23 protein-coding genes and 1 riboswitch are annotated in these 19,618 nt (G+C 73.7%); of the genes, 9 read left to right on the top strand and 14 right to left on the bottom strand.

Going from position 1 to position 19,618, the window contains the following annotated elements:
* The first annotated feature begins 164 nt into the window (after positions 1 to 164).
* The gene (locus tag AB0E19_RS28075; RefSeq protein ID WP_362184968.1) at positions 165 to 602 is read left to right on the top strand and encodes a hypothetical protein; all 438 of its coding nucleotides are present in this window, start codon (positions 165 to 167) and stop codon (positions 600 to 602) included.
* On the opposite strand, the gene mug is transcribed toward AB0E19_RS28075, so the two are convergent.
* The 3 genes from mug to AB0E19_RS28090 all read right to left on the bottom strand — a co-directional run bounded on the left by mug (position 580) and on the right by AB0E19_RS28090 (position 3,489).
* Entirely contained in the window at positions 580 to 1,101 is a 522-nt protein-coding gene (mug, locus tag AB0E19_RS28080) for a G/U mismatch-specific DNA glycosylase (protein WP_362184969.1), read from the bottom strand. The two genes, AB0E19_RS28075 and mug, sit on opposite strands and share 23 nt — an antisense overlap.
* A 62-nt stretch (positions 1,102 to 1,163) precedes the next feature.
* Complete coding sequence (gene purB, locus AB0E19_RS28085; RefSeq protein WP_362184970.1) at positions 1,164 to 2,606, bottom strand: adenylosuccinate lyase; 1,443 nt, start codon at positions 2,604 to 2,606, stop codon at positions 1,164 to 1,166.
* 73 nt (positions 2,607 to 2,679) lie between these two features.
* Positions 2,680 to 3,489: an SGNH/GDSL hydrolase family protein gene (locus AB0E19_RS28090; RefSeq protein WP_362184971.1), complete on the bottom strand. Its 810-nt coding sequence runs from the start codon at positions 3,487 to 3,489 to the stop codon at positions 2,680 to 2,682.
* A gap of 64 nt (positions 3,490 to 3,553) precedes the next feature.
* Between AB0E19_RS28090 and AB0E19_RS28095 the strand changes: the two genes are divergently transcribed.
* Positions 3,554 to 4,573 carry a maleylpyruvate isomerase N-terminal domain-containing protein gene (locus AB0E19_RS28095; RefSeq protein WP_362184972.1) on the top strand — a complete coding sequence of 340 codons (1,020 nt, stop codon included), beginning with the start codon at positions 3,554 to 3,556 and terminating at the stop codon, positions 4,571 to 4,573.
* A gap of 96 nt (positions 4,574 to 4,669) precedes the next feature.
* On the opposite strand, the gene AB0E19_RS28100 is transcribed toward AB0E19_RS28095, so the two are convergent.
* The 7 genes from AB0E19_RS28100 to bioB form a co-directional block, all read right to left on the bottom strand.
* Positions 4,670 to 5,689, bottom strand: a complete 1,020-nt coding sequence (locus tag AB0E19_RS28100) for a hemolysin family protein (protein ID WP_362184973.1) — start codon at positions 5,687 to 5,689, stop codon at positions 4,670 to 4,672.
* Positions 5,686 to 7,026: a hemolysin family protein gene (locus AB0E19_RS28105; protein WP_362184974.1), complete on the bottom strand. Its 1,341-nt coding sequence runs from the start codon at positions 7,024 to 7,026 to the stop codon at positions 5,686 to 5,688. The genes AB0E19_RS28100 and AB0E19_RS28105 overlap by 4 nt, the downstream gene beginning before the upstream one ends.
* Before the next feature lie 196 nt (positions 7,027 to 7,222).
* Positions 7,223 to 7,648: a GNAT family N-acetyltransferase gene (locus AB0E19_RS28110; protein WP_362184975.1), complete on the bottom strand. Its 426-nt coding sequence runs from the start codon at positions 7,646 to 7,648 to the stop codon at positions 7,223 to 7,225.
* A gap of 102 nt (positions 7,649 to 7,750) precedes the next feature.
* Complete coding sequence (locus AB0E19_RS28115) at positions 7,751 to 8,095, bottom strand: VOC family protein (protein WP_362184976.1); 345 nt, start codon at positions 8,093 to 8,095, stop codon at positions 7,751 to 7,753.
* 35 nt (positions 8,096 to 8,130) lie between these two features.
* A complete protein-coding gene (gene bioD / locus AB0E19_RS28120) occupies positions 8,131 to 8,847 on the bottom strand; it encodes a dethiobiotin synthase (protein WP_362184977.1) in 717 nt (238 codons plus the stop codon).
* Positions 8,848 to 8,866: 19 nt separating this feature from the next.
* Positions 8,867 to 10,147 (bottom strand): adenosylmethionine--8-amino-7-oxononanoate transaminase, encoded by a 1,281-nt coding sequence (locus AB0E19_RS28125; protein WP_362184978.1) that lies wholly within the window; start codon positions 10,145 to 10,147, stop codon positions 8,867 to 8,869.
* A gap of 9 nt (positions 10,148 to 10,156) precedes the next feature.
* On the bottom strand, positions 10,157 to 11,419 hold the full coding sequence (gene bioB / locus AB0E19_RS28130) for a biotin synthase BioB (protein WP_362184979.1): 1,263 nt from the start codon (positions 11,417 to 11,419) through the stop codon (positions 10,157 to 10,159).
* Between the two features lie 205 nt (positions 11,420 to 11,624).
* Between bioB and AB0E19_RS28135 the strand changes: the two genes are divergently transcribed.
* Positions 11,625 to 12,803 (top strand): 8-amino-7-oxononanoate synthase, encoded by a 1,179-nt coding sequence (locus tag AB0E19_RS28135; RefSeq protein WP_362184980.1) that lies wholly within the window; start codon positions 11,625 to 11,627, stop codon positions 12,801 to 12,803.
* Positions 12,804 to 12,988: 185 nt separating this feature from the next.
* On the top strand, positions 12,989 to 13,426 hold the full coding sequence (locus AB0E19_RS28140) for an ATP-binding protein (protein WP_362184981.1): 438 nt from the start codon (positions 12,989 to 12,991) through the stop codon (positions 13,424 to 13,426).
* Between the two features lie 24 nt (positions 13,427 to 13,450).
* On the opposite strand, the gene AB0E19_RS28145 is transcribed toward AB0E19_RS28140, so the two are convergent.
* The 4 genes from AB0E19_RS28145 to AB0E19_RS28160 all read right to left on the bottom strand — a co-directional run bounded on the left by AB0E19_RS28145 (position 13,451) and on the right by AB0E19_RS28160 (position 15,967).
* Entirely contained in the window at positions 13,451 to 13,894 is a 444-nt protein-coding gene (locus tag AB0E19_RS28145; protein ID WP_362184982.1) for a cytidine deaminase, read from the bottom strand.
* 132 nt (positions 13,895 to 14,026) lie between these two features.
* Complete coding sequence (locus tag AB0E19_RS28150) at positions 14,027 to 14,503, bottom strand: C40 family peptidase (RefSeq protein WP_362184983.1); 477 nt, start codon at positions 14,501 to 14,503, stop codon at positions 14,027 to 14,029.
* Between the two features lie 3 nt (positions 14,504 to 14,506).
* Positions 14,507 to 14,713: riboswitch (cyclic di-AMP (ydaO/yuaA leader) on the bottom strand.
* Positions 14,714 to 15,027: 314 nt separating this feature from the next.
* A complete protein-coding gene (locus AB0E19_RS28155; RefSeq protein ID WP_362184984.1) occupies positions 15,028 to 15,333 on the bottom strand; it encodes a hypothetical protein in 306 nt (101 codons plus the stop codon).
* A gap of 7 nt (positions 15,334 to 15,340) precedes the next feature.
* The gene (locus tag AB0E19_RS28160; RefSeq protein ID WP_362184985.1) at positions 15,341 to 15,967 is read right to left on the bottom strand and encodes an ATP-dependent Clp protease proteolytic subunit; all 627 of its coding nucleotides are present in this window, start codon (positions 15,965 to 15,967) and stop codon (positions 15,341 to 15,343) included.
* A gap of 58 nt (positions 15,968 to 16,025) precedes the next feature.
* On the opposite strand from AB0E19_RS28160, the gene AB0E19_RS28165 reads away from it, so the two are divergent.
* From AB0E19_RS28165 to AB0E19_RS28185, 5 genes are all read left to right on the top strand, one after another.
* Positions 16,026 to 16,325, top strand: a complete 300-nt coding sequence (locus AB0E19_RS28165; RefSeq protein WP_362184986.1) for a type II toxin-antitoxin system Phd/YefM family antitoxin — start codon at positions 16,026 to 16,028, stop codon at positions 16,323 to 16,325.
* A gap of 222 nt (positions 16,326 to 16,547) precedes the next feature.
* The gene (locus AB0E19_RS28170) at positions 16,548 to 16,850 is read left to right on the top strand and encodes an urease subunit gamma (RefSeq protein ID WP_362184987.1); all 303 of its coding nucleotides are present in this window, start codon (positions 16,548 to 16,550) and stop codon (positions 16,848 to 16,850) included.
* A 14-nt stretch (positions 16,851 to 16,864) separates the two neighbouring features.
* Positions 16,865 to 17,230 (top strand): urease subunit beta, encoded by a 366-nt coding sequence (locus AB0E19_RS28175; protein ID WP_362184988.1) that lies wholly within the window; start codon positions 16,865 to 16,867, stop codon positions 17,228 to 17,230.
* Positions 17,223 to 18,944: an urease subunit alpha gene (locus AB0E19_RS28180; RefSeq protein ID WP_362184989.1), complete on the top strand. Its 1,722-nt coding sequence runs from the start codon at positions 17,223 to 17,225 to the stop codon at positions 18,942 to 18,944. Before AB0E19_RS28175 ends, AB0E19_RS28180 begins: the two co-directional genes overlap by 8 nt.
* On the top strand, positions 18,944 to 19,606 hold the full coding sequence (locus tag AB0E19_RS28185; protein WP_362184990.1) for an urease accessory UreF family protein: 663 nt from the start codon (positions 18,944 to 18,946) through the stop codon (positions 19,604 to 19,606). The genes AB0E19_RS28180 and AB0E19_RS28185 overlap by 1 nt, the downstream gene beginning before the upstream one ends.
* Positions 19,607 to 19,618 lie beyond the last annotated feature (12 nt).

The following is a 19,618-nucleotide window of genomic DNA, read 5'->3' on the forward strand; positions in this document are numbered from 1 at the left end:
CCATCTCAGCCGGATGGTACTCAATGGTTCCGGAAGCGGCGACAGTCGCCCCCGGGCCGAGTCCGGGCCGTGTCCGCCCCGAGATCCACGCCGGGATCCGGGATCGCCACCGGGTACGGGCTGACGCGGCGCCAACTGTCGGTGGGGGGCGGTTTACTGGGCCCATGACGACGACGCGTCTCCTGTCGGAGCTGGACCTGCTGCGGTCGCGGGCGTTCCCCGCCTCGCCGGAGCGCTCCGGCGACCTCGACAGCGGGCCCGGCTTCCATGTCGCCGCGCTGGCCACCAGCGAGGACTTCCGGGAGGCCGACGTCGAGCGCCGGGAGACGGTCGAAGAGCAGTACGAGGCGGAGCGCGACGGACTGGCCGCCGTGCTCACGGTCCGCTGGGGCGCGCCGGACCGGATGAGCCTGTGGTCGCTGCACGCCCGGGGCATGGAGGGGGAGGAGCTGCCCGAGCCCTGGGGGGTGCTGTGCGCGCACGTCCCCGACCTGGTGCTGTGGCGGGTCGGTGCCCGCTGGATAGGGCTGGGGGTCTCGCAGTGGGACAAGGAGCTGCCGTTCCAGCTCCTCGCCGTCGTCACCGAGGTGGATCCGCCGTAGCGGCGGCCGGCGGCAGGCCCGCGGCCTCCCTGAGGCGGGCGTACTCCTCGGCCATCGTCGCCGCCGTCCAGTGCGCGTTCAGCCCGCTGGGGTTGGGCAGCGCCCAGATCCGGGTCGTGCCGATGGTCCGCTCCTGCGGGCCGATCGCCGCCTTCGGTTCGCCGAAGGCCGTGCGGTACGCGGTGACGCCGACGACCGCGAGCCAGCGGGGCTTCAGCCGCAGGACCTTCCCGGTGAGGATCCGGCCGCCCTCGACGTACTCCTCGCGGCTCAGCTCGTCGGCGCGCGCGGTCGGCCGGGCGGCGACGTTGGTGATGCCGAGCCCGTACGAGAGCAGCTCGTCCTGCTCGTCGGGGCGCAGCAGGCGCGGGGTGAAGCCGGAGAGGTGGAGCACCGGCCAGAAGCGGTTGCCGGGGCGGGCGAAGTGGTGCCCGGTGGCGGCGGTCATCAGGCCCGGGTTGATGCCGCAGAACAGAACGGCGAGGCCGCCCTCGGCCACGTCGGGGACGACGCGGTCGCGGGCGGCCTCCAGTTCCTCGCGGGTGAACCGGCGGGTCCGGGTCAGAGGATCGCGCCGGGGGTGTAGGCGGCGGCCTCCGGGTGCTGCTTGGCGAGCTCCTCGATCCGGGAGACGACGGTCGCGACCTGGTCGGCGGCGGCACCGGTGAAGGAGAGCTTGTCCGCCATCAGCTCGTCGAGCTGCGCGCGGTCCAGCGGGATGCGCTCGTCGGCGGCGAGCTTGTCGAGCAGCTCGTTGCGCTCGACGCCCTGCTCGCGCATGGCGAGGGCCGAGGCGACCGCGTTCTCCTTGATCGCCTCGTGGGCGAGCTCGCGGCCCACACCGGCGCGGACCGAGGCCATCAGGACCTTGGTGGTGGCGAGGAAGGGGAGGTAGCGGTCGAGCTCGCGGGCGACGACGGCCGGGAAGGCGCCGAACTCGTCGAGCACGGTGAGGAAGGTCTCCAGGAGGCCGTCCAGCGCGAAGAAGGCGTCCGGCAGGGCCACGCGGCGGACCACGGAGCAGGACACGTCGCCCTCGTTCCACTGGTCGCCGGCCAGCTCGCCGGTCATCGAGGCGTAACCGCGCAGGATGACCATGAGGCCGTTGACGCGCTCGCAGGAGCGGGTGTTCATCTTGTGCGGCATCGCGGAGGAGCCGACCTGGCCGGGCTTGAAGCCCTCGGTGACCAGCTCGTGGCCGGCCATCAGGCGGATCGTCTTGGCGATGGACGACGGCGCGGCGGCCAGCTGCACCAGGGAGGTGACCACGTCGTAGTCGAGCGAGCGCGGGTAGACCTGGCCGACCGAGGTGAAGGCGTGCGCGAAGCCGAGGTGACCGGCGATCCGCTGCTCCAGGTCGGCGAGCTTGCCGGCGTCGCCGCCGAGCAGGTCGAGCATGTCCTGGGCGGTGCCGACCGGGCCCTTGATGCCGCGCAGCGGGTAGCGGCCGAGCAGCTCCTCCAGGCGGGCGTACGCCACGAGCAGCTCGTCCGCGCCGGTCGCGAAGCGCTTGCCGAGGGTGGTGGCCTGCGCGGCGACGTTGTGCGAGCGGCCGGCCATGACCAGCTCGCCGTACTCGGCGGACAGCTTGCCGAGGCGGGCGAGGACGGCGACCGTGCGGTCCCGCACCAGCTCCAGGGAGAGGCGGATCTGGAGCTGCTCGACGTTCTCCGTGAGGTCACGGGAGGTCATGCCCTTGTGGACGTGCTCGTGGCCGGCGAGGGCGTTGAACTCCTCGATGCGGGCCTTCACGTCGTGCCGGGTGACCTTCTCGCGCTCGGCGATGGAGCCGAGGTCGACCTGGTCGAGGACGCGCTCGTAGTCGGCGATCGCCGAGTCCGGAACCTCGATCCCGAGGTCCTTCTGGGCACGCAGCACGGCGAGCCACAGCTGGCGCTCCAGCTTCACCTTCTGCTCGGGGGACCAGAGGACGGCGAGCTCCGCGGAGGCGTAGCGGCCGGCCAGGACGTTGGGGATACGGGGCTTCACAGTCGCAGCAGTCACGTGTCCAGAGTTTACTGGTGATTTCTGCAGGCCAGCGCCGTGGTCCGGGCTGGAGCTTGCTACGAGACCCAGGTCACGCCGCCGGGCCCCCGCCGCCCGGTCGGACCTCGGACCGCGTCCCGTACGGCAGCAGCTCCGGCCGCTTGGGCGGGCGGCCGTCGCCGGACGAGCGCCCGGTGAGCCGGCGGCCGATCCACGGGCCCAGGTGCTCCTTCGCGAACCGGGCGTCCTCGACCCGCCGGGTGACCCAGCCGGGCCGCGCGGCGGGGGGCAGCGGCTCGCGCCAGTCGTGCCCGGGGGCGAGCCCCAGCGTCTGCCACACCGCCTCGGCGACCCGTCGGTGGCCCTCGGCGGTGAGGTGGAGCCGGTCCACGTCCCACAGCTGGGGGTCGGCCAGGACCGGCGCCCCGTACAGGTCGACGACGAGGGCGCCGTGCCGGGCGGCCAGCCCGTCGATGTGCGCGAAGAGCTCCTCCATCCGGGGGCGGAAGCGATCGAGCACCGGGCCGTTCCTGCCGGGGCTGCGCATCAGGACGAGCTGCCCGCAGGCGGGTGTGAGGCGTTCCACGGCCTCGGTGAGGAGGCCCTTCACGCGGCCCATGTCGACCTTGGGCCGGAGGGTGTCGTTGAGCCCGCCGACGAGGGTCACCACATCGGCCTTCATCCCTGCGGCCAGGGGGACTTGCTCCTCGACGATCTGGCCGATGAGCTTGCCGCGCACGGCGAGGTTGGCGTAGCGGAAGCCCGGCGCGCGGTCCGCGAGCCGGCCCGCGAGGACGTCCGCCCACCCCCGGTAGGAACCGTCGGCCCTCAGGTCCGACATACCCTCGGTGAAGCTGTCCCCGACGGCGACGAGACTGTTGTACGTGGCATTGATCTCCATGGCGGAGCCGATCATACCGCGCGGTATGCGTGGCCGCCTCGGAGAACCCGGGAGGGGAAACCCGATGAGCGACGCGCTCCTGAACGCCCTGGCCGAAGCGCTGGCCGGGCTGGTGACCGCGGTCGAGACCAGCGACGAGGACGTCCTCGACCCCGACACCGCCGTGCGGTGGCTGGAGGACACCGGGTACGTCCTCCGCGGCCTCGGCGCCGCCGACCGGCACGCCCTCGACCGGCTCTTCCGCGAGGCCGCCCTCCGGCAGCCGCCCGGGCCCCGGCGCGAGGACCTGCTCCTGGTCCCCGGGGGCTTCGGGCTCGACGAGGACCCCCACCTCGCCGCCGTCGACGCCGTCGCCGACCACGCCCGGCGGTACGCGGACACCGTCCGCGACGCCGACCCGGCGACGCCCGTCCCGACCTGCCCCGGCTGGACCCTCGGCGACCTCACCCGCCACCTCGGCACCGTCCACGGCTGGGCCGCGCACCTGGTGACCGCCCGCCCCGCCACCCGGGTCCGCACCGGCGACCTCGCCCTCGACGCGCCCGCCGACCCGGCCGCGTACCCCGGCTGGTTCGCCGCCCGCGCCGAGGGCTTCGCCGCCGCGGCCCGCGCGGCCGACCCCGCGGCGCCGGTCTGGTCACCGGGAGCGGAGCCGTACGTCCGCCACTACCCGCGCCACGTCCTCGCCGAGACCGTCGTCCACCTCGCCGACGCCGAGATCGCGCTCACCGGCACCGCCCGGCCGCTCGCCCCCGGCACGGCCGCCGAGGCCCTCGACCACTACCTCGCCACCGCGCCCCACATCCCCTGGATCGCCGAGCCGCTCGCCCACCTGGACCGCGACGGCGCCGTGCTGCGCCTGGACGCCCGTGACAGCGGCGCCGTCTGGACGCTGGTGCTGGGCGGCGGCGGCTTCGCCTGGAGCCGGGGCGGCGGCGGCACCGGGCCGACCGCGACGGTCACGGCCGACACGGGCGACCTGCTGCTCCTGCTGCACCGGCGGTACGGCGCCGACGACCCGCGCTTCACCCTCGCCGGCGACCGCGGCCTCCTCGACGACTGGCTCGCGGCCGGCGCGCTCTGACCGGCGCCCCGACCGGCGCGCCCCGGCCCGCGCCGCGCGACGGGAAGGGCCCCGGGAACCGAGTTCCCGGGGCCCTTCGTACGAGGGGGGCAGGCGTCACGGCGCCAAGGGGCGCCCCACCAGCTCGCGGAGGACGTCCTCCATCGTCACCAGACCGGCCAGCTTGCCGTCCTCGTCGAGCACGCCGGCCAGGTGCGTCCGGCTGCGGCGCATGGCCGTCAGCACGTCGTCCAGCGGCGTCGCCGCCCGCACGCGGGCGATCGGCCGCAGCGCCGACACCGGGAACGGCAGGTCGCGCGGGGTGATGTCCAGGGCGTCCTTCACATGGAGGTAGCCCAGGATCCGGCGGTCGGAGTCCACGACCGGGAAGCGGGAGAAGCCGGACTCGGCGGAGAGCGCCTCCAGTTCCTCCGGAGTGGTGCCCACGCGCGCGTACCGCACCTTCTCCACCGGCATGACCACGTCCCTGACCGGGCGGCGGCCCAGCTCCAGGGCGTCGTGCAGGCGCTCCGTCGCACGGTCGTCGAGCAGCCCGGCGTCGCTCGCGTCGGTGACCATCCTGGCCAGCTCGTCGTCCGAGAAGGTCGCCGACACCTCGTCCTTCACCTCCACCCGCAACAGCTTGAGCAGCGTGTTGGCGAAGGCGTTGATCGTGAAGATCACCGGCCGCAGGGCGCGGGCCAGGGCGACCAGCGGAGGGCCGAGGAGCAGCGCCGTCCTCGCCGGCTCGGCGAGCGCGATGTTCTTCGGGACCATCTCGCCGAGCAGCATGTGCAGATAGGTGGCCACGGCCAGCGCGATCACGAAGGAGATCGGGTGGACCAGGCCGTGCGGCACGCCGACGGCGTCGAAGAGGGGCTCCAGGAGGTGCGCGATGGCCGGCTCGGCCACGATGCCGAGCACCAGGGTGCACAGCGTGATGCCCAGCTGCGCCGCCGCGAGCAGCGCGGAGACGTGCTCCAGGCCCCAGACGACGCTGCGGGCGCGGCGGTCGCCGGACTCGGCGAGCGGCTCGATCTGGCTGCGCCGGACCGAGATCAGGGCGAACTCGGCGCCGACGAAGAAGGCGTTCACGACCAGCGTGAGCAGACCGATCAGAAGCTGGATCGCGGTCATCGGTGGTCCTCCCCCGTCTCGTCCCGGTCCTCGGGGAGCGGCGCGTGCATCAGGACGCGCGCGGCGCGCCGCCCGGAGGCGTCGACCACGTCGAGGCGCCAGCCGTCGATCTCCACCGTGTCGCCGACGGCCGGGATGCGGCCCAGGCCGGTGGCGAGGACGCCGGCGAGCGTCTCGTACGGCCCGTCCGGCACCCGCAGGCCGATGCGCTCCAGCTGGTCGGTGCGGGCGGCTCCGTCGGCCGACCAGAGCAGGCGGCCGTCCTCGTCCGTCCCGGCGCGCGCCAGGTCGGGGGTCTCGTGCGGGTCGTGCTCGTCGCGCACCTCGCCGACGACCTCCTCGACGATGTCCTCCAGGGTCGCGACGCCGGCCGTGCCGCCGTACTCGTCGATGACGACGGCCATCGTCTGCTTGCCGGACAGCCGGTCGAGCAGCTTGTCCACGGTCAGCGTCTCGGGCACGAGCAGCGGCTCGCGCGCGATGTCGCCGACGCGGCGCAGCCGCCGCTCGTCCGCCGGTATCGCCAGGACGTCCTTGATGTGGGCGATGCCCACGACGGTGTCGAGGTTGCCCCGGTAGACGGGGAAGCGGGAGAGACCGGTGGCGCGGGTGGCGTTCGCGACGTCCTCGGCGGTGGCCTGGACCTCCAGGGCGGTCACCTGGACGCGCGGGGTCATGACGTTCTCGGCCGTCAGCTCGGCGAGGTTCAGGGTGCGGACGAACAGCTCGGCGGTGTCCGCCTCCAGGGCGCCCTCCTTCGCCGAGTGGCGGGCGAGCGCCACCAGCTCCTGCGGGGAGCGGGCGGAGGCCAGCTCCTCGGCCGGCTCCATGCCGAGGCGGCGCAGGATCCGGTTGGCGGTGTTGTTGAGGTGGCTGATCAGCGGCTTGAACGCGGCGGTGAAGACGCGCTGCGGGGTCGCGACGACCTTGGCGACCGCCAGGGGCGAGGAGATCGCCCAGTTCTTGGGGACCAGCTCGCCGACCACCATGAGGACCACGGTGGACAGGGCCGTGCCGATGACCAGGGCGATCGAGGAGGCCACGGACTCGGAGAAGCCGAGCGCCTCGACGGGGCCCTTGATCAGCGCGGCGATCGAGGGCTCGGAGAGCATGCCGACGACCAGGTTGGTGACGGTGATGCCGAGCTGGGCGCCGGAGAGCTGGAACGTGAGCGACTTGACGGCCTTGAGGGCGCCGGCGGCGCCGCGCTCGCCGCGCTCCACGGCCGCTTCGAGCTCGCCCCGTTCGACGGTGGTCAGCGAGAACTCCGCCGCCACGAACGCGCCGCACGCCAGCGACAGCAGCAGCGCCACCAGGAGCAGAAGCACTTCGGTCATCGGTTCACCTCCGTCCCATGATCAGTCAGCGGGGCACGGAGTGCGCGATCTCGGCTGTGTCGATCGCGTCTGTGTCGATGTCGGCTACTGGGAGGCTCGCCCATGGGCGGACGTTCACACCTTTCGGTCGTCCCGGTCGGTCTCTTGCCGTCCGAGGGAGATCCCATGGTAAAGGATCGGCAAAGCGGCTGGTCGATCAGTCGGTGAGGGGCTTGACCCAGCGGCGCCACTGGTCCTGCCGCCCGTAGCCCGCCGCGCCCCACGCGTGGTGCGCCCGCTCGTTCTCCTCCAGGACCATCGCGTCCGCGCGGCGCCCGCCCAGGGCGGCGAACCGTTCCTCCGCCGCGGCGAGCAGCGCCTTGGAGATCCCGCGCCTGCGGTACGAGGGGAGCACGGCGAGCCGGTAGAGCGAGGCCCGCCAGCCGTCCCAGCCGGCGATCACGGAACCGGCGATCCGGTCGCCGTCGACGGCGAGGATCAGCGCCTGGGGGTCACGGTCGAGCAGCCGCTTCACCCCGGCGAGGTCGTCGGTGATGGAGGTGCCCTCGGCGGACTCCCGCCAGAAGGCGAGGACGGCCTCGGCGTCGGCGGGCACGGCGGCACGGAGCTCTATGTCGATCACGGCCCGATCCCATCACGCGGGTACGGAGCCGAGCCAGCACATTCCGCACCGTGGACGCGCCCGGCCGGCACCCCCGCCGGCACCCCGGCGTCACTTCGGCCGTCACCCCGTGACGAAGCAGAACTCGTTCCCCTCCGGGTCCCGCATGACCTGGAAGGAGCCCTGCTCGTCGGTGACGAGACCGCCGACGCGGACCGCCCCGAGCGGCGCCACCTCGTCGGCCGCCGCCTCCGGATCCTCCACCTCCACGTCGAGGTGCAGCCGGTTCTTCACCGTCTTGCCCTCGGGCACCCGCTGGAAGGCGACCCGCACGAAACCGGGCGGCTCCACATACGACCAGTCGGGACTCCGGTCCACGGGCTCCCCGCCGAGCAGCCCCGCCCAGAACCGGACCAGCACGGCCGGATCGCCGCAGTCGTAGACGAGCTCCTGTACGTGTGCGCGCATCCCCTCACCCTAGGACGAGGGGACGCGCGCTCACGTCAGGCGCCGGCTTCCCGGGCGAACGCGACCGCGTCCCAGGTGCCGCCCAGCGCCGGGGCGAGCCAGTCGGCCGCCGCCGCGCGGAAGGCCGCCGGGGACAGGGCGCCCGAGCCCTCCGGGACCGCGCCGAGCAGGGGCGCTCCGGCCGCCTCCGGGAGGTCGGCGAGGTTGCAGCGGGCGGCGAGGTCCGGCTCGGCCGGCCAGCTGCCGACGACGACGCCGAGGTGCCCGATGCCGCGCGCCCGCAGGGCCTCGGCGGTCAGCGCGGTCGAGTTCAGGGTCCCGAGCCCGGCCGGTGCCACCACGAGGACCGGTGCGCCGAGCAGCCGCGCGACGTCGGCGAGCGTGGCGCCGTCGTCGTCGAAGTGGACGAGCAGCCCGCCCGCGCCCTCGACGAGCACCAGGTCGTGCTCGGCGTCGAGCGCCCGTGCCGCCTCCGCGACCCGCTCGGGACCGACCGGGGCCATCCCCGCGCGCCGGGCGGCCGTGCCCGGGGCCAGCGGCTCCGGGTAGCGGGCCAGCTCGGCGGCGGTCTTCGCGCCCGAGAGCCGTACGACCTCGTCCGCGTCGCCCCGCTCCCCGGGCGCCAGCCCGGTCTGCGCGGGCTTCAGGACCGCCACCGAACGACCGGCGGCGACCGCCGCGGCGGCGACGGCCGCCGTGACGACCGTCTTGCCGATCTCCGTCCCCGTGCCGCTGACGACGACGATGCTCATGCTGTTCCTCTCCTGCCGCTCAGCCCGCGGCCGCGGCGGCGCGCACCGCCGCGCAGATCCGGGCCAGGTCGGCGTCCTCGGTCACGTACGGCGGCATCGTGTAGACGAGGTCCCGGAAGGGACGCAGCCACACGCCCTCGCGGACCGCCGCCCGGGTCGCCGCCGCCATGTCGATCTCGTGGTCGAGCTGGACGACGCCGATCGCGCCGAGCACCCGCACGTCGCGGACGCCCGGGATCGACTCGGCGCCGGCGAGGCCCTCGCGCAGCCCGCCCTCGATCCGCTTGACCTCCAGCGCCCAGTCCTGGGAGAGGAGCAGGTCGATGGAGGCGCAGGCGACCGCCGAGGCCAGCGGGTTGCCCATGAACGTCGGCCCGTGCGCGAGCACCGGCACCTCGCCCTGCGAGATGCCGTCGGCCACCGCGCCCGTGCACAGCGTCGCGGCCATCGAGAGGTAACCGCCCGTCAGCGCCTTGCCCAGGCACATCACATCGGGGGAGACCCCGGCCTGGTCGGCGGCGAACAGCGTGCCCGTGCGACCGAAGCCGGTCGCGATCTCGTCGAAGACGAGGAGCACGTCGTGCGCGTCGCACGCCTCCCGCAGCACCCGCAGGTACCCGGGGTCGTGGAAGCGCATGCCGCCCGCGCCCTGCACGACCGGCTCCACGATCACCGCGGCCAGCTCGTCCGCGTGCCGCGCCACGGCGGCACGGAGGAGCTCGGCGTACGACTCCTCGTACACGGCCGGCGGCTCGGGCACGAAGACCTGCTCCTGGAGCACGCCGGACCACAGCTGGTGCATCCCGCCCTCGGGATCGCACACCGACATCGGCTGCCAGGTGTCGCCGTGGTAGCCGCCGCGCCAGGTCAGCAGCCGCCGCTTGGCGGGGCGGCCGAGCGAACGCCAGTACTGCAGGCACATCTTGGTGGCGACCTCGACCGCCACGGAGCCGGAGTCGCTGAGGAAGACGTGCCGCAGCGGCTCCGGCGTGATCTCGACGAGCCGCGCCGCGAGCCGTACCGCGGGCTCGTGGGTGAGCCCGCCGAACATGACGTGGCTCATCCGGTCGAGCTGCCCGCGCGCCGCCTCGTTGAGCACCGGGTGGTTGTAGCCGTGCACGGCCGACCACCACGAGGACATGCCGTCGATCAGTTCGGCGTGTCCCTCGGCGGGCTCGGCGAGCCGCAGCCGCACCCCGGACGCGGACGCGACCACCAGCGGCTCCGCACGGCCCGGCATGGGGCCGTACGGATGCCACACGTGCGCCCGGTCCAGGGCGAGGAGTTCGTCGTTGCGCATCGTCACCCGTTACGCGTTCGGGGCGAGGTCCGTGCCGGCGCCGCGGCGGCGCACCGCCACCAGGTCGGTCCGGGCCTCCGACGCCGAGGCCGGCACCTCGGCCGGCACCTCGGCCGGAGTCAGGGCCGGAGCCGCCGCGTGACCGCCGCACGGGCCGCAGCCGCCGGCCGCCTCCCCGTGGCCGCCGCAGCCGGCCGCCGCCTCGGAACCGCAGCCGCCGCCCTGGGCGTGCGAACCGCAGCCGCCGCCGGCCGCCGCGAGCGCGTCGGCGCGGTGGGCGGGGAGCGTGGTGGTGCCCGCGCCCTCCACCTCGAAGCCGGCGTCCGCGATCATGTCGAGGTCGGTCTTGCCGGCCTGGCCCTCGCTGGTCAGGTAGTCGCCGAGGAAGATCGAGTTGGCGATGTTCAGCGCCAGCGGCTGCATCGACCGCAGGTGCACCTCACGGCCGCCCGCGATCCGGACCTCCACGTCGGGGCAGACGAAGCGGACCATGGCGAGGATCCGCAGGCAGCGCTGCGGGCTCAGGTTCCACTCCTTCGCCAGCGGCGTGCCCTCGAAGGGGATCAGGAAGTTGACCGGCACCGAGTCCGAGTCCAGCTCGCGCAGCGCGAACACCACGTCGACCAGGTCCTCGTCGGTCTCGCCCATGCCCGCGATCAGGCCCGAGCAGGCCGAGAGGCCCGCCGCGTGCGCCTTCTGCACGGTGTCCACCCGGTCCGCGTAGGTGTGGGTGGTGGTGATCTCGCCGTACGTGCCCTCGGAGGTGTTGAGGTTGTGGTTGTACGCGTCCGCGCCGGCCGTCTTCAGCCGCTCGGCCTGGCCGTCGGAGAGCAGACCGAGGCAGGCGCACACCTCGACGCCCTCGTTCTGCTCCTTGATCGCCTCGATGGTCCTGCCGACCCGCTCGACGTCGCGGTCCGTCGGACCGCGGCCGCTCGCCACCAGGCAGACGCGCTTGGCGCCGCCGGCGATGCCGGCCGCCGCGGCCTCGGACGCCTCGTCCGGCTTCAGCCAGGTGTACTTGAGGATGTCGGCCTTGGAACCGAGTCGCTGAGAACAGTACGAGCAGTCCTCCGGGCACAGCCCGGACTTCAGGTTGACGAGGTAGTTCAGCTTCACCCGCCGCCCGAACCACTGACGGCGCACCTTCCCGGCGGCCGCCACCACATCGAGCAGATCGTCGTCGGAGGTCGCCAGGACGGCGAGCGCTTCTTCACGGGTCGGCGTCTCGCGCCGCAGCCCCTTCTCCACCAGCGTGTTCAGCAGGTCCATAAGGGTTGATCCTTGCCTACGGCACACCCCCTGGCCAAGGAGGATCTGAACAAACGGGCGTGATCGAGGTGTGTGTATGACCACATCCCGACCTCGGCGTTCTGCCGTTAGGGTCTGTGCGCTGCCTACAAAAGGCGTCGACCCCAGGCGCCGTACGGGTGCGGCCCGAGGCGACCGCACCAGGTGCCGACCGAAGGAACGCCGCATGCCCCAGGCCCAGCCGACCCCGCCCGCGCGCCGCGCCGCCTTCGACTGGACCGGGGCGGAGGCCCGCCGCCGGGCCGAGGCGGGCCTGGTCAGGACCCTGCGTCCGCGCCCGGCCGAGTCGGACCTCCTCGACCTGGCGAGCAACGACTACCTCGGTCTCACCCGGCACCCCGAGGTGACCGGCGCGGCCGCCGAGGCCGCCCGCCGCTGGGGCGCCGGCGCGACCGGCTCGCGGCTCGTCACCGGCACGACCCGGCTGCACACCACGCTCGAGGAGGAACTGGCCGCCTTCTGCGGCTTCGAGGCCGCCCTCGTCTTCTCCTCCGGCTACACCGCCAACCTCGCCGCACTCACCGCGCTCGGCGGCCCCGGGGCGCTGATCGTCTCCGACGCCGCCAACCACGCCTCGATCGTGGACGGCTGCCGGCTCGCCCGCGCCGATGCCGAGATCGTCCCGCACGCCGACCCCGAGGCCGTACGCAAGACGCTGGAGGCGCACGAGGGGCGGCGGGCCCTCGCCGTCAGCGACTCCGTCTTCTCCGTCGACGGCGACCGCGCCCCGCTGGAGGAACTCGCCGCCGCCTGCCGCGCGTACGGCGCCGGGCTCGTGGTCGACGACGCGCACGGCTTCGGCGTCCTGGGCGCGGGCGGCCGGGGCGCGCTCCACGGCGCCGGACTCGCGGGCGACGAGGACGTGGTCGCCACCCTCACCCTCTCCAAGTCGCTGGGCAGCCAGGGCGGCGCGGTCCTCGGCCCGGCCCGGGTGATCGAGCACCTGGTCAACGCGGCGCGCACCTTCATCTTCGACACCGGGCTCGCCCCGGCGGCCACCGGCGCGGCCCTCGCGAGCCTGCGGCTGATCGCCGCGGACCCGGGGCTCGCCGCACGGGCCCGGGCGGTCGCCGGCACGCTCCACCGGACGCTCACCGAGGCCGGGTTCGTCTCGGCCCGTCCGGACGCGGCCGTGGTCTCGGTGCACGCGCCGGGGCCCGAGGAGGCCCTGCGCTGGGCGGCCGACTGCCGCGAACAGGGCCTGTCCGTGGGCTGTTTCCGGCCCCCGTCGGTGCCGGACGGCATCTCGCGGCTGCGGCTGACGGCCCGCGCGGACCTCACGGACGCGGAGATCGGGCGCGCGGTCGCCACGATCGTGCGGACCGCGCCGGCCGGGGCGCGCTGACCACCCGCACACAGCGGGCTCCCGATCCCGCCCACGCGCCGTCGACAGGCCCGGAGTTCACCGCTTCGGGCGACAGAACGGGGCATATCTCGGGAGAACGACCCACCCGGGTGCCCGATCGGTGGCAGGCTGACGCGGAGCGCGAGCCGGGGCGACGCCCCCGGCGGGAAAGGGACGACGTCGCCATGGCAGATCACCAGGAAGCATCCGTCACTCTGCCCAGCGAGCCCGGCGCGGTCGCCACGGCGCGGAGGTTCGTGGCGGAGGCGCTCGGCCGCTGGGGTCTGGACGACGGCGGCGACACGGCGGACTCGATCCGGCTGATGGTCTCGGAGCTGGCGACCAACGCGGTGCTGCACACCTTCGGGCAGTCGCCCACCTTCACCGTCGAGCTCCGCCTCGACCGCGAGGAGGTGCTGCGGATCGGCGTCACCGACAGCCATCCGCGCTTCCCGCGCCGGCTCCCGGCCGCCGTCCAGCAGGACAACGGCCGCGGCATGGTGATCATCCGGGTCCTCGCCGCCGAGGCCGGCGGACGGCTCTCGGTGACGGCGACCGCCGAGGGCGGCAAGACGGTGTGGATCACGCTGCCCTGGGCCGCGGCGGCCGTTCCGGCCTGCTGAACCGGTTCGCCGGGGCCGGACCGCTCACTCGGCGTGCTGCCGCGTCGAGGGCCATGAGCCGCCGGCGAAGTGGGGAGCCCAGTAGTAGGGGTTGACCTCTTCGAGCCTGCGGGCGATCCAGCGGGTGGGGTCCTCGGGGTCGGGCACGCCGACCTCCACGTCGGGCCCCCAGAGCGCGAGGCGCTCCTGGCAGACGCCGCACGGCGGCAGGATGACGTAACGGCCGTCCTCCGGGTCGCGGAAGACGCAGACGGACGCGGTCACCGCGCGGTCCAGGGTGTACGCCTGGCAGTAGGCGCCGGTCTCCTGGCACAGGGTGACGCTCGCGTGGATGTTGTCGAAACCGACGCTCGTCAGGATCCGCCCGTCGTCGAGACGGACGGCGGCGGCCCCGCCGGGCTCCTCGGGGGACCAGCGGCGGTCCAGCTGGGCCACGGCGGCGTCGACGAGTTCCTGATCGAGTGTCATGGCCGCATCCTAGGAGCCGGGTCCCGGAAGGGGCGTCCCGGTTTCCGGAGGCGTGCGCGGGAAGAGCGCCCGCGGTGAGGGGTGCGGCGGCGCCACCGCACCCCGGGGACACCACCGCGGGCGCCCGGTGGGTCAGCGCACGCGGCCGTAGTAGACCTTCGAGGACCAGATCCGGTCGAGCTTCACCCAGGAGCCGGTCTTGGGCGAGTGCCAGATCTTGCCGCTGCCGGCGTAGATCCCCACGTGGTAGACCCTGCCGCCCGAGTGGAAGAAGACCAGGTCCCCCTTCTGTCGGCCGGCGGCGGAGATGTGCCGGGTCTTGTTGTACTGCTGCTGCGCGGTGCGCGGCAGCGTCTTTCCCGCCTTCTTGTAGGCGTAGAGCGTGAGCCCGGAGCAGTCGAAGCGGGTGGGGCCCGCCGAGCCGTACCGGTAGGGCGCGCCCTTCTTGGACGCCGCCACGTTCAGGGCCTGCGTCGCGTGGGAGGTGGCCGCCTGGGCCTCGGGTGCGGCTCCCGGTGCGAGGAGCGTGCCGCCGACGGCGGCGAGGGTGAGAGCCGAGACGGCTCCGGCCCGGGACAGCAGGGACGGGACATGCATCTGCGCAGTCATGCGCAACCCTTCGTCAGCCGCCTGTGAAGGATGACCTGTCGGGTTCGGGCAGGCGAAGATGCCCGGCCGCGGCTGCGGCTTCACCCCAAGGGACGGCCGCGCCGGGGATACGGCGCGATCGACCCGTACTGCTCGGGTCCTCCACTCCTGCCGGTCCAATCCTGTCGACCAGACGTCCGGGACGGCGGCAGGACTCGGCGTCCGCCCGGACCGCCCCGCCTGGATGGCGGGGGCTTGTCGTCGTCGAGGATCTTGACCCACGGTTCGGTCGAAAACCGAGCGGAAACGACGTTATGTGAGGCTCCTCACGACTGATCCATACGGGTGGACAAGAGGGTTTCGTGATCGTCGTAGGTTTGGCCGACGAGCCCCGTACCAGCATCGGAATGCCTGATTCCGCCAAATGCGTACACCTGTTGCGCAACTCGCACACTTCATCTGTCGGTCGCGCGACTACGCCGGACGGGGGATGGATCCTGCGTCCCGTGTCGGCCGTCCGGGGCTCGACACGACACGTCGGAATGTCAACTGGCCCGCGTGCCGGGCACGGTGACGCGGGCGGCCCGCCGCTCGCCGTCCAACACCCGCAGCGCGCAGGCCAATGTCTCGGAGTGGACCTCGCTCTCGCCCCGCATATGCATGAGCGTCAGGGCCTCGCGCAGCGCCTCCGCCCGCCCGACCAGGGCCTGCGCGGCCCGCAGGGCCCCATAGGTATGCGATCCCCTGGATGGATTGATCTTCCCCAGAAGGTCGACGACTTCGAGGTAGGCGTCGATCAACTGCCCCTCGGCGCGCGTCAGGGCGGGCAGCGGCGGAAGCTCCGGCACCATCGCGGTCTCACCGTGCCGTCGGCGTGCCGGAGTCGGCCCGACGCGTGCCGACGATCGAGTCGACCAGGCCGTACGCGAGCGCCGCCGGCGCGTCGAGGACGGTCAGGCGCTCGGTGTCGGCGGCGACCTCGGCCGCCTCCCGGCCGGTGTACGCGGAGAGGAGTCCGGTCATCACGTCGCGTAGCCGCAGCAGTTCGCGCGCCTGGAGGTCCAGGTCGGAGAGCCGGCCGGCGAGCGGCTCGTCGAGGATCGGCTGGCGCAGGGTGACCCGGGCGCCGGGCAGCATCATGCGCTTGCCGGGCGCGCCCGCGGCGAGCAGGACCGCCGCCGTGGAGCCGGCCTGGCCGAGGCAGGTGGTCTCCACGTCGCTCGCCAGGCTGCGCATGGTGTCGTGGATCGCGGTCGTCGCGGTGATCGAGCCGCCGGGGGAGTTGAGGTAGAGCGCGATGTCCCGCCCCGGATCCGCGTGGTCCAGGTGGAGGAGCTGGGCGATCACGTCGCTCGCGGCGACGTCGTCGACGGTCGTGCCGAGGAGGACGATCCGGTTCTCCAGGAGCTTCGCGTAGGGATCGAGGGTCCGGGTGCCGTACGAGGTCCGCTCCGAGAACTCCGGCAGTACGTGACGTGCGTCCATCAGGGGTGCCTCCTTCTGTAAAAAATGTACAGGACGTACAGGCCGTAAGCTGAGGAGCATGACCTACGAGATCCCGGTGACGCAAGCGCGGGCGGAGCTCGCCGACCTCATCAACCGCGTCGTGTACGGCGACGAGCGCGTGGTCGTGACCCGGCACGGGAAGCCGCTCGTCGCCCTGGTCTCCGCCGCCGACCTGGAGCGACTCGAAAAACTGGAGGCCGAGGCGCGGGACGCCGTCGAGGAGCCGGTGATCCGTTCCGTCTCCGGGACCGGGCTCTCCGGCGGTCTCGGTTCCGCCACCGGTGAACAGCGCCGCTTCGGCATCGCCGCCCACCACCGCGCCCCCGGCACCGGCTGACGCGGCACCGTTCCGACGCCACCGGTCCGTCGGTCCGCCGCCGGCCGACCGGTCCGACGATCATGGAATCGCAAAGCCGGAGTTAACGCGCCGGAAAAACTTCCGCCCTAACGTGCAATGTCCGGCCGTCCACCGCATCTCCGCCGTTCAACAGCGTGTTGACGGTCGGTAGGGTCCGCAGCTGTCCGGGTGCGGCCCGGTGGACGACTGTGAGGTGGAAGAGTGCAGCTGAGCCCGCACGAGCAGGAGCGCCTGCTCATTCACGTGGCCGCCGACGTGGCGGAGAGGCGCCGTGCGCGCGGGGTGCGGCTCAACCACCCCGAGGCCGTCGCCCTCATCACGGCGCACATCCTGGAAGGCGCCAGGGACGGTCGCACCGTCGCCGAGCTCATGGCCTCCGGGCGCAAGGTGCTCTCCCGCGAGGACGTCATGGACGGCATCCCCGAGATGATCCACGACGTCCAGGTGGAGGCCACCTTCCCCGACGGCACCAAGCTCGTCACCGTCCACGACCCGATCGTCTGACGGGGGCCGCGCCGATGATCCCCGGAGAGATCCTGTACGCGGACGGGCCCGTGCCCCTCAACGAGGGCCGCCCCGTCACCCGCCTCACCGTCCTCAACGCCGCCGACCGGCCCGTCCAGGTCGGCTCCCACTACCACTTCGCCGAGGTCAACCCCGGTCTCGACTTCGACCGCGCGGCCGCGCGCGGCCTGCGCCTGCACATCGCCGCCGGCACCGCCGTCCGCTTCGAGCCCGGCATCCCCGTCGAGGTCGAGCTCGTGCCGATCGCCGGTCACCGGATCGTCCCCGGCCTGCGCGGCGAGACCGCCGGCCCGCTGGACGCGACGACCGCGACCGGCCCCCTCGCCGCCGCGGTCCCGAACGGAGACGCCCGTGCCTGACCTCCACCGTGCCGTCTACGCCGACCTGTTCGGCCCCACCACCGGCGACCGCATCCGGCTCGCCGACACGGACCTCCTCGTCGAGATCGAGGAGGACCGCTGCGGCGGACCCGGCCGGGCCGGCGAGGAGGCCGTCTTCGGCGGTGGCAAGGTCATCCGCGAGTCCATGGGCCAGGCCCGCACCACCCGCGCCGAGGGCGCCCCCGACACGGTGATCACCGGTGCGGTCGTCCTGGACCACTGGGGGATCGTCAAGGCCGACATCGGCATCCGCGACGGCCGGATCACCGCCCTCGGCAAGGCCGGCAACCCCGACACCATGGACGGCGTCCACCCCGGCCTCGTCATCGGCCCCGAGACCGAGGTGATCGTCGGCAACGGCCGGATCGTCACCGCCGGCGGCGTCGACACCCACATCCACTTCATCTCCCCGACCGTGGTCGAGCAGGCCCTCGCCACCGGCATCACCACCCTCGTCGGCGGCGGCACCGGCCCCGCCGAGGGCACCAAGGCCACCACGGTCACGCCCGGCCCCTGGCACACGGCCCGGATGTTCGAGGCCCTCGACACCTTCCCCGTCAACATCGGCCTCCTCGGCAAGGGCAACACCATGTCCCGCGAGGCGATGCACTCCCAGCTGCGCGGCGGCGCCCTCGGCTTCAAGATCCACGAGGACTGGGGGGCCACCCCCGCCGTCATCGACGCCTGCCTCGGCGTCTGCGAGGAGACCGGCGTCCAGCTGGCCATCCACACCGACACCCTCAACGAGGCCGGATTCGTCGGCGACACCCTCGCCGCCATCGCGGGCCGGACCATCCACGCGTACCACACCGAGGGCGCGGGCGGCGGGCACGCGCCGGACATCATCACCGTGGTCTCCGAGCCCCACGTGCTGCCCAGCTCGACCAACCCGACCCGGCCGCACACCGTCAACACCATCGAGGAACACCTCGACATGCTGATGGTCTGCCACCACCTCAACCCCGCCGTCCCCGAGGACCTCGCCTTCGCCGAGTCCCGGATCCGGCCCTCCACCATCGCCGCCGAGGACGTCCTCCACGATCTCGGCGCGATCTCGATCATCTCCTCCGACTCGCAGGCCATGGGCCGGGTCGGCGAGGTGATCCTGCGGACCTGGCAGACCGCCCACGTCATGAAGCGGCGGCGCGGCGCGCTCCCCGGCGACGGCCGCGCCGACAACCACCGGGCGCGCCGCTACGTCGCCAAGTACACGATCAACCCGGCCGTCGCCCAGGGCATGGACCACCTCGTCGGCTCCGTGGAACCGGGCAAGCTCGCCGACCTCGTCCTGTGGGAGCCCGCCTTCTTCGGCGTGAAGCCGCTCGTCGTCCTCAAGGGCGGCCAGATCGCGTACGCGCAGATGGGCGACGCCAACGCCTCCATCCCCACGCCCCAACCGGTGCTGCCCAGGCCGATGTTCGGCGCGCTCGGCCGGGCGGCCGCCGCCGGATCGGTCAACTTCACCGCCGAGGCCGCGATCGAGGACGACCTGCCGCGGAAGCTGGGCCTGGCCAAGGAGTTCACCCCGATCCGCTCCACCCGCCGCGTCACCAAGGCGGACATGCGGGAGAACGACGCCGTGCCCCGCGTCGAGGTCGACGCCGACACCTTCACCGTCACCATCGACGGCGAAGCGGTCGAACCCGCCCCCGCCGCGGAACTGCCCATGGCCCAGCGCTACTTCCTCTTCTGATGACGCGCTCCGCCCTCCTCGTGCTCGCCGACGGACGGTTCCCCGCCGGCGGGCACGCCCACTCCGGCGGCGCCGAGGCCGCCGTCAAGGCCGGCCGCGTCCGCGACGCCGCGAGCCTGGAGGCCTTCTGCCGCGGGCGGCTGCACACCGCGGGACTCACCGCGGCCGGCCTCGCCGCCGGCGCGGCCCTCGGCCTCGACCCGTACGAGCTCGACGCCGCCGCGGACGCCCGCACCCCCTCGCCCGCGCTGCGCGCCGCCGCCCGCCGGCTCGGGCGGCAGCTGATGCGGGCCGCCCGGGCCACCTGGCCGGGACCCGGACTCGACGCCCTCGCCGCCGCGTTCCCGCGCGGCGCGCACCAGCCCGTCGTCCTCGGCGCGACCGCGCGGGCCGCCGGGCTCGGCCCCGAGGACGCCGCGCACTGCGCCGCGTACGAAGCGGTCGGCGGGCCGGCCACCGCGACCGTACGGCTCCTGGGCCTCGACCCCTACCAGGCGACCGCCGTCCTCGCCCGGCTCGCCCCGGAGATGGACGAGGTCGCCGCCCGGGCGACCGCCGCCGCCCGCGAGGGCGTCGACGCGCTGCCCGCCGCCTCCGCGCCCCTCCTCGACATCACCGCCGAACAGCACGCGGCCTGGCCCGTCCGCCTCTTCGCCTCGTAACACGGGAGTACC

The sequence above is a fragment of the Streptomyces sp. NPDC047974 genome (assembly GCF_040653375.1).
Taxonomy (GTDB): Bacteria; Actinomycetota; Actinomycetes; order Streptomycetales; family Streptomycetaceae; genus Streptomyces.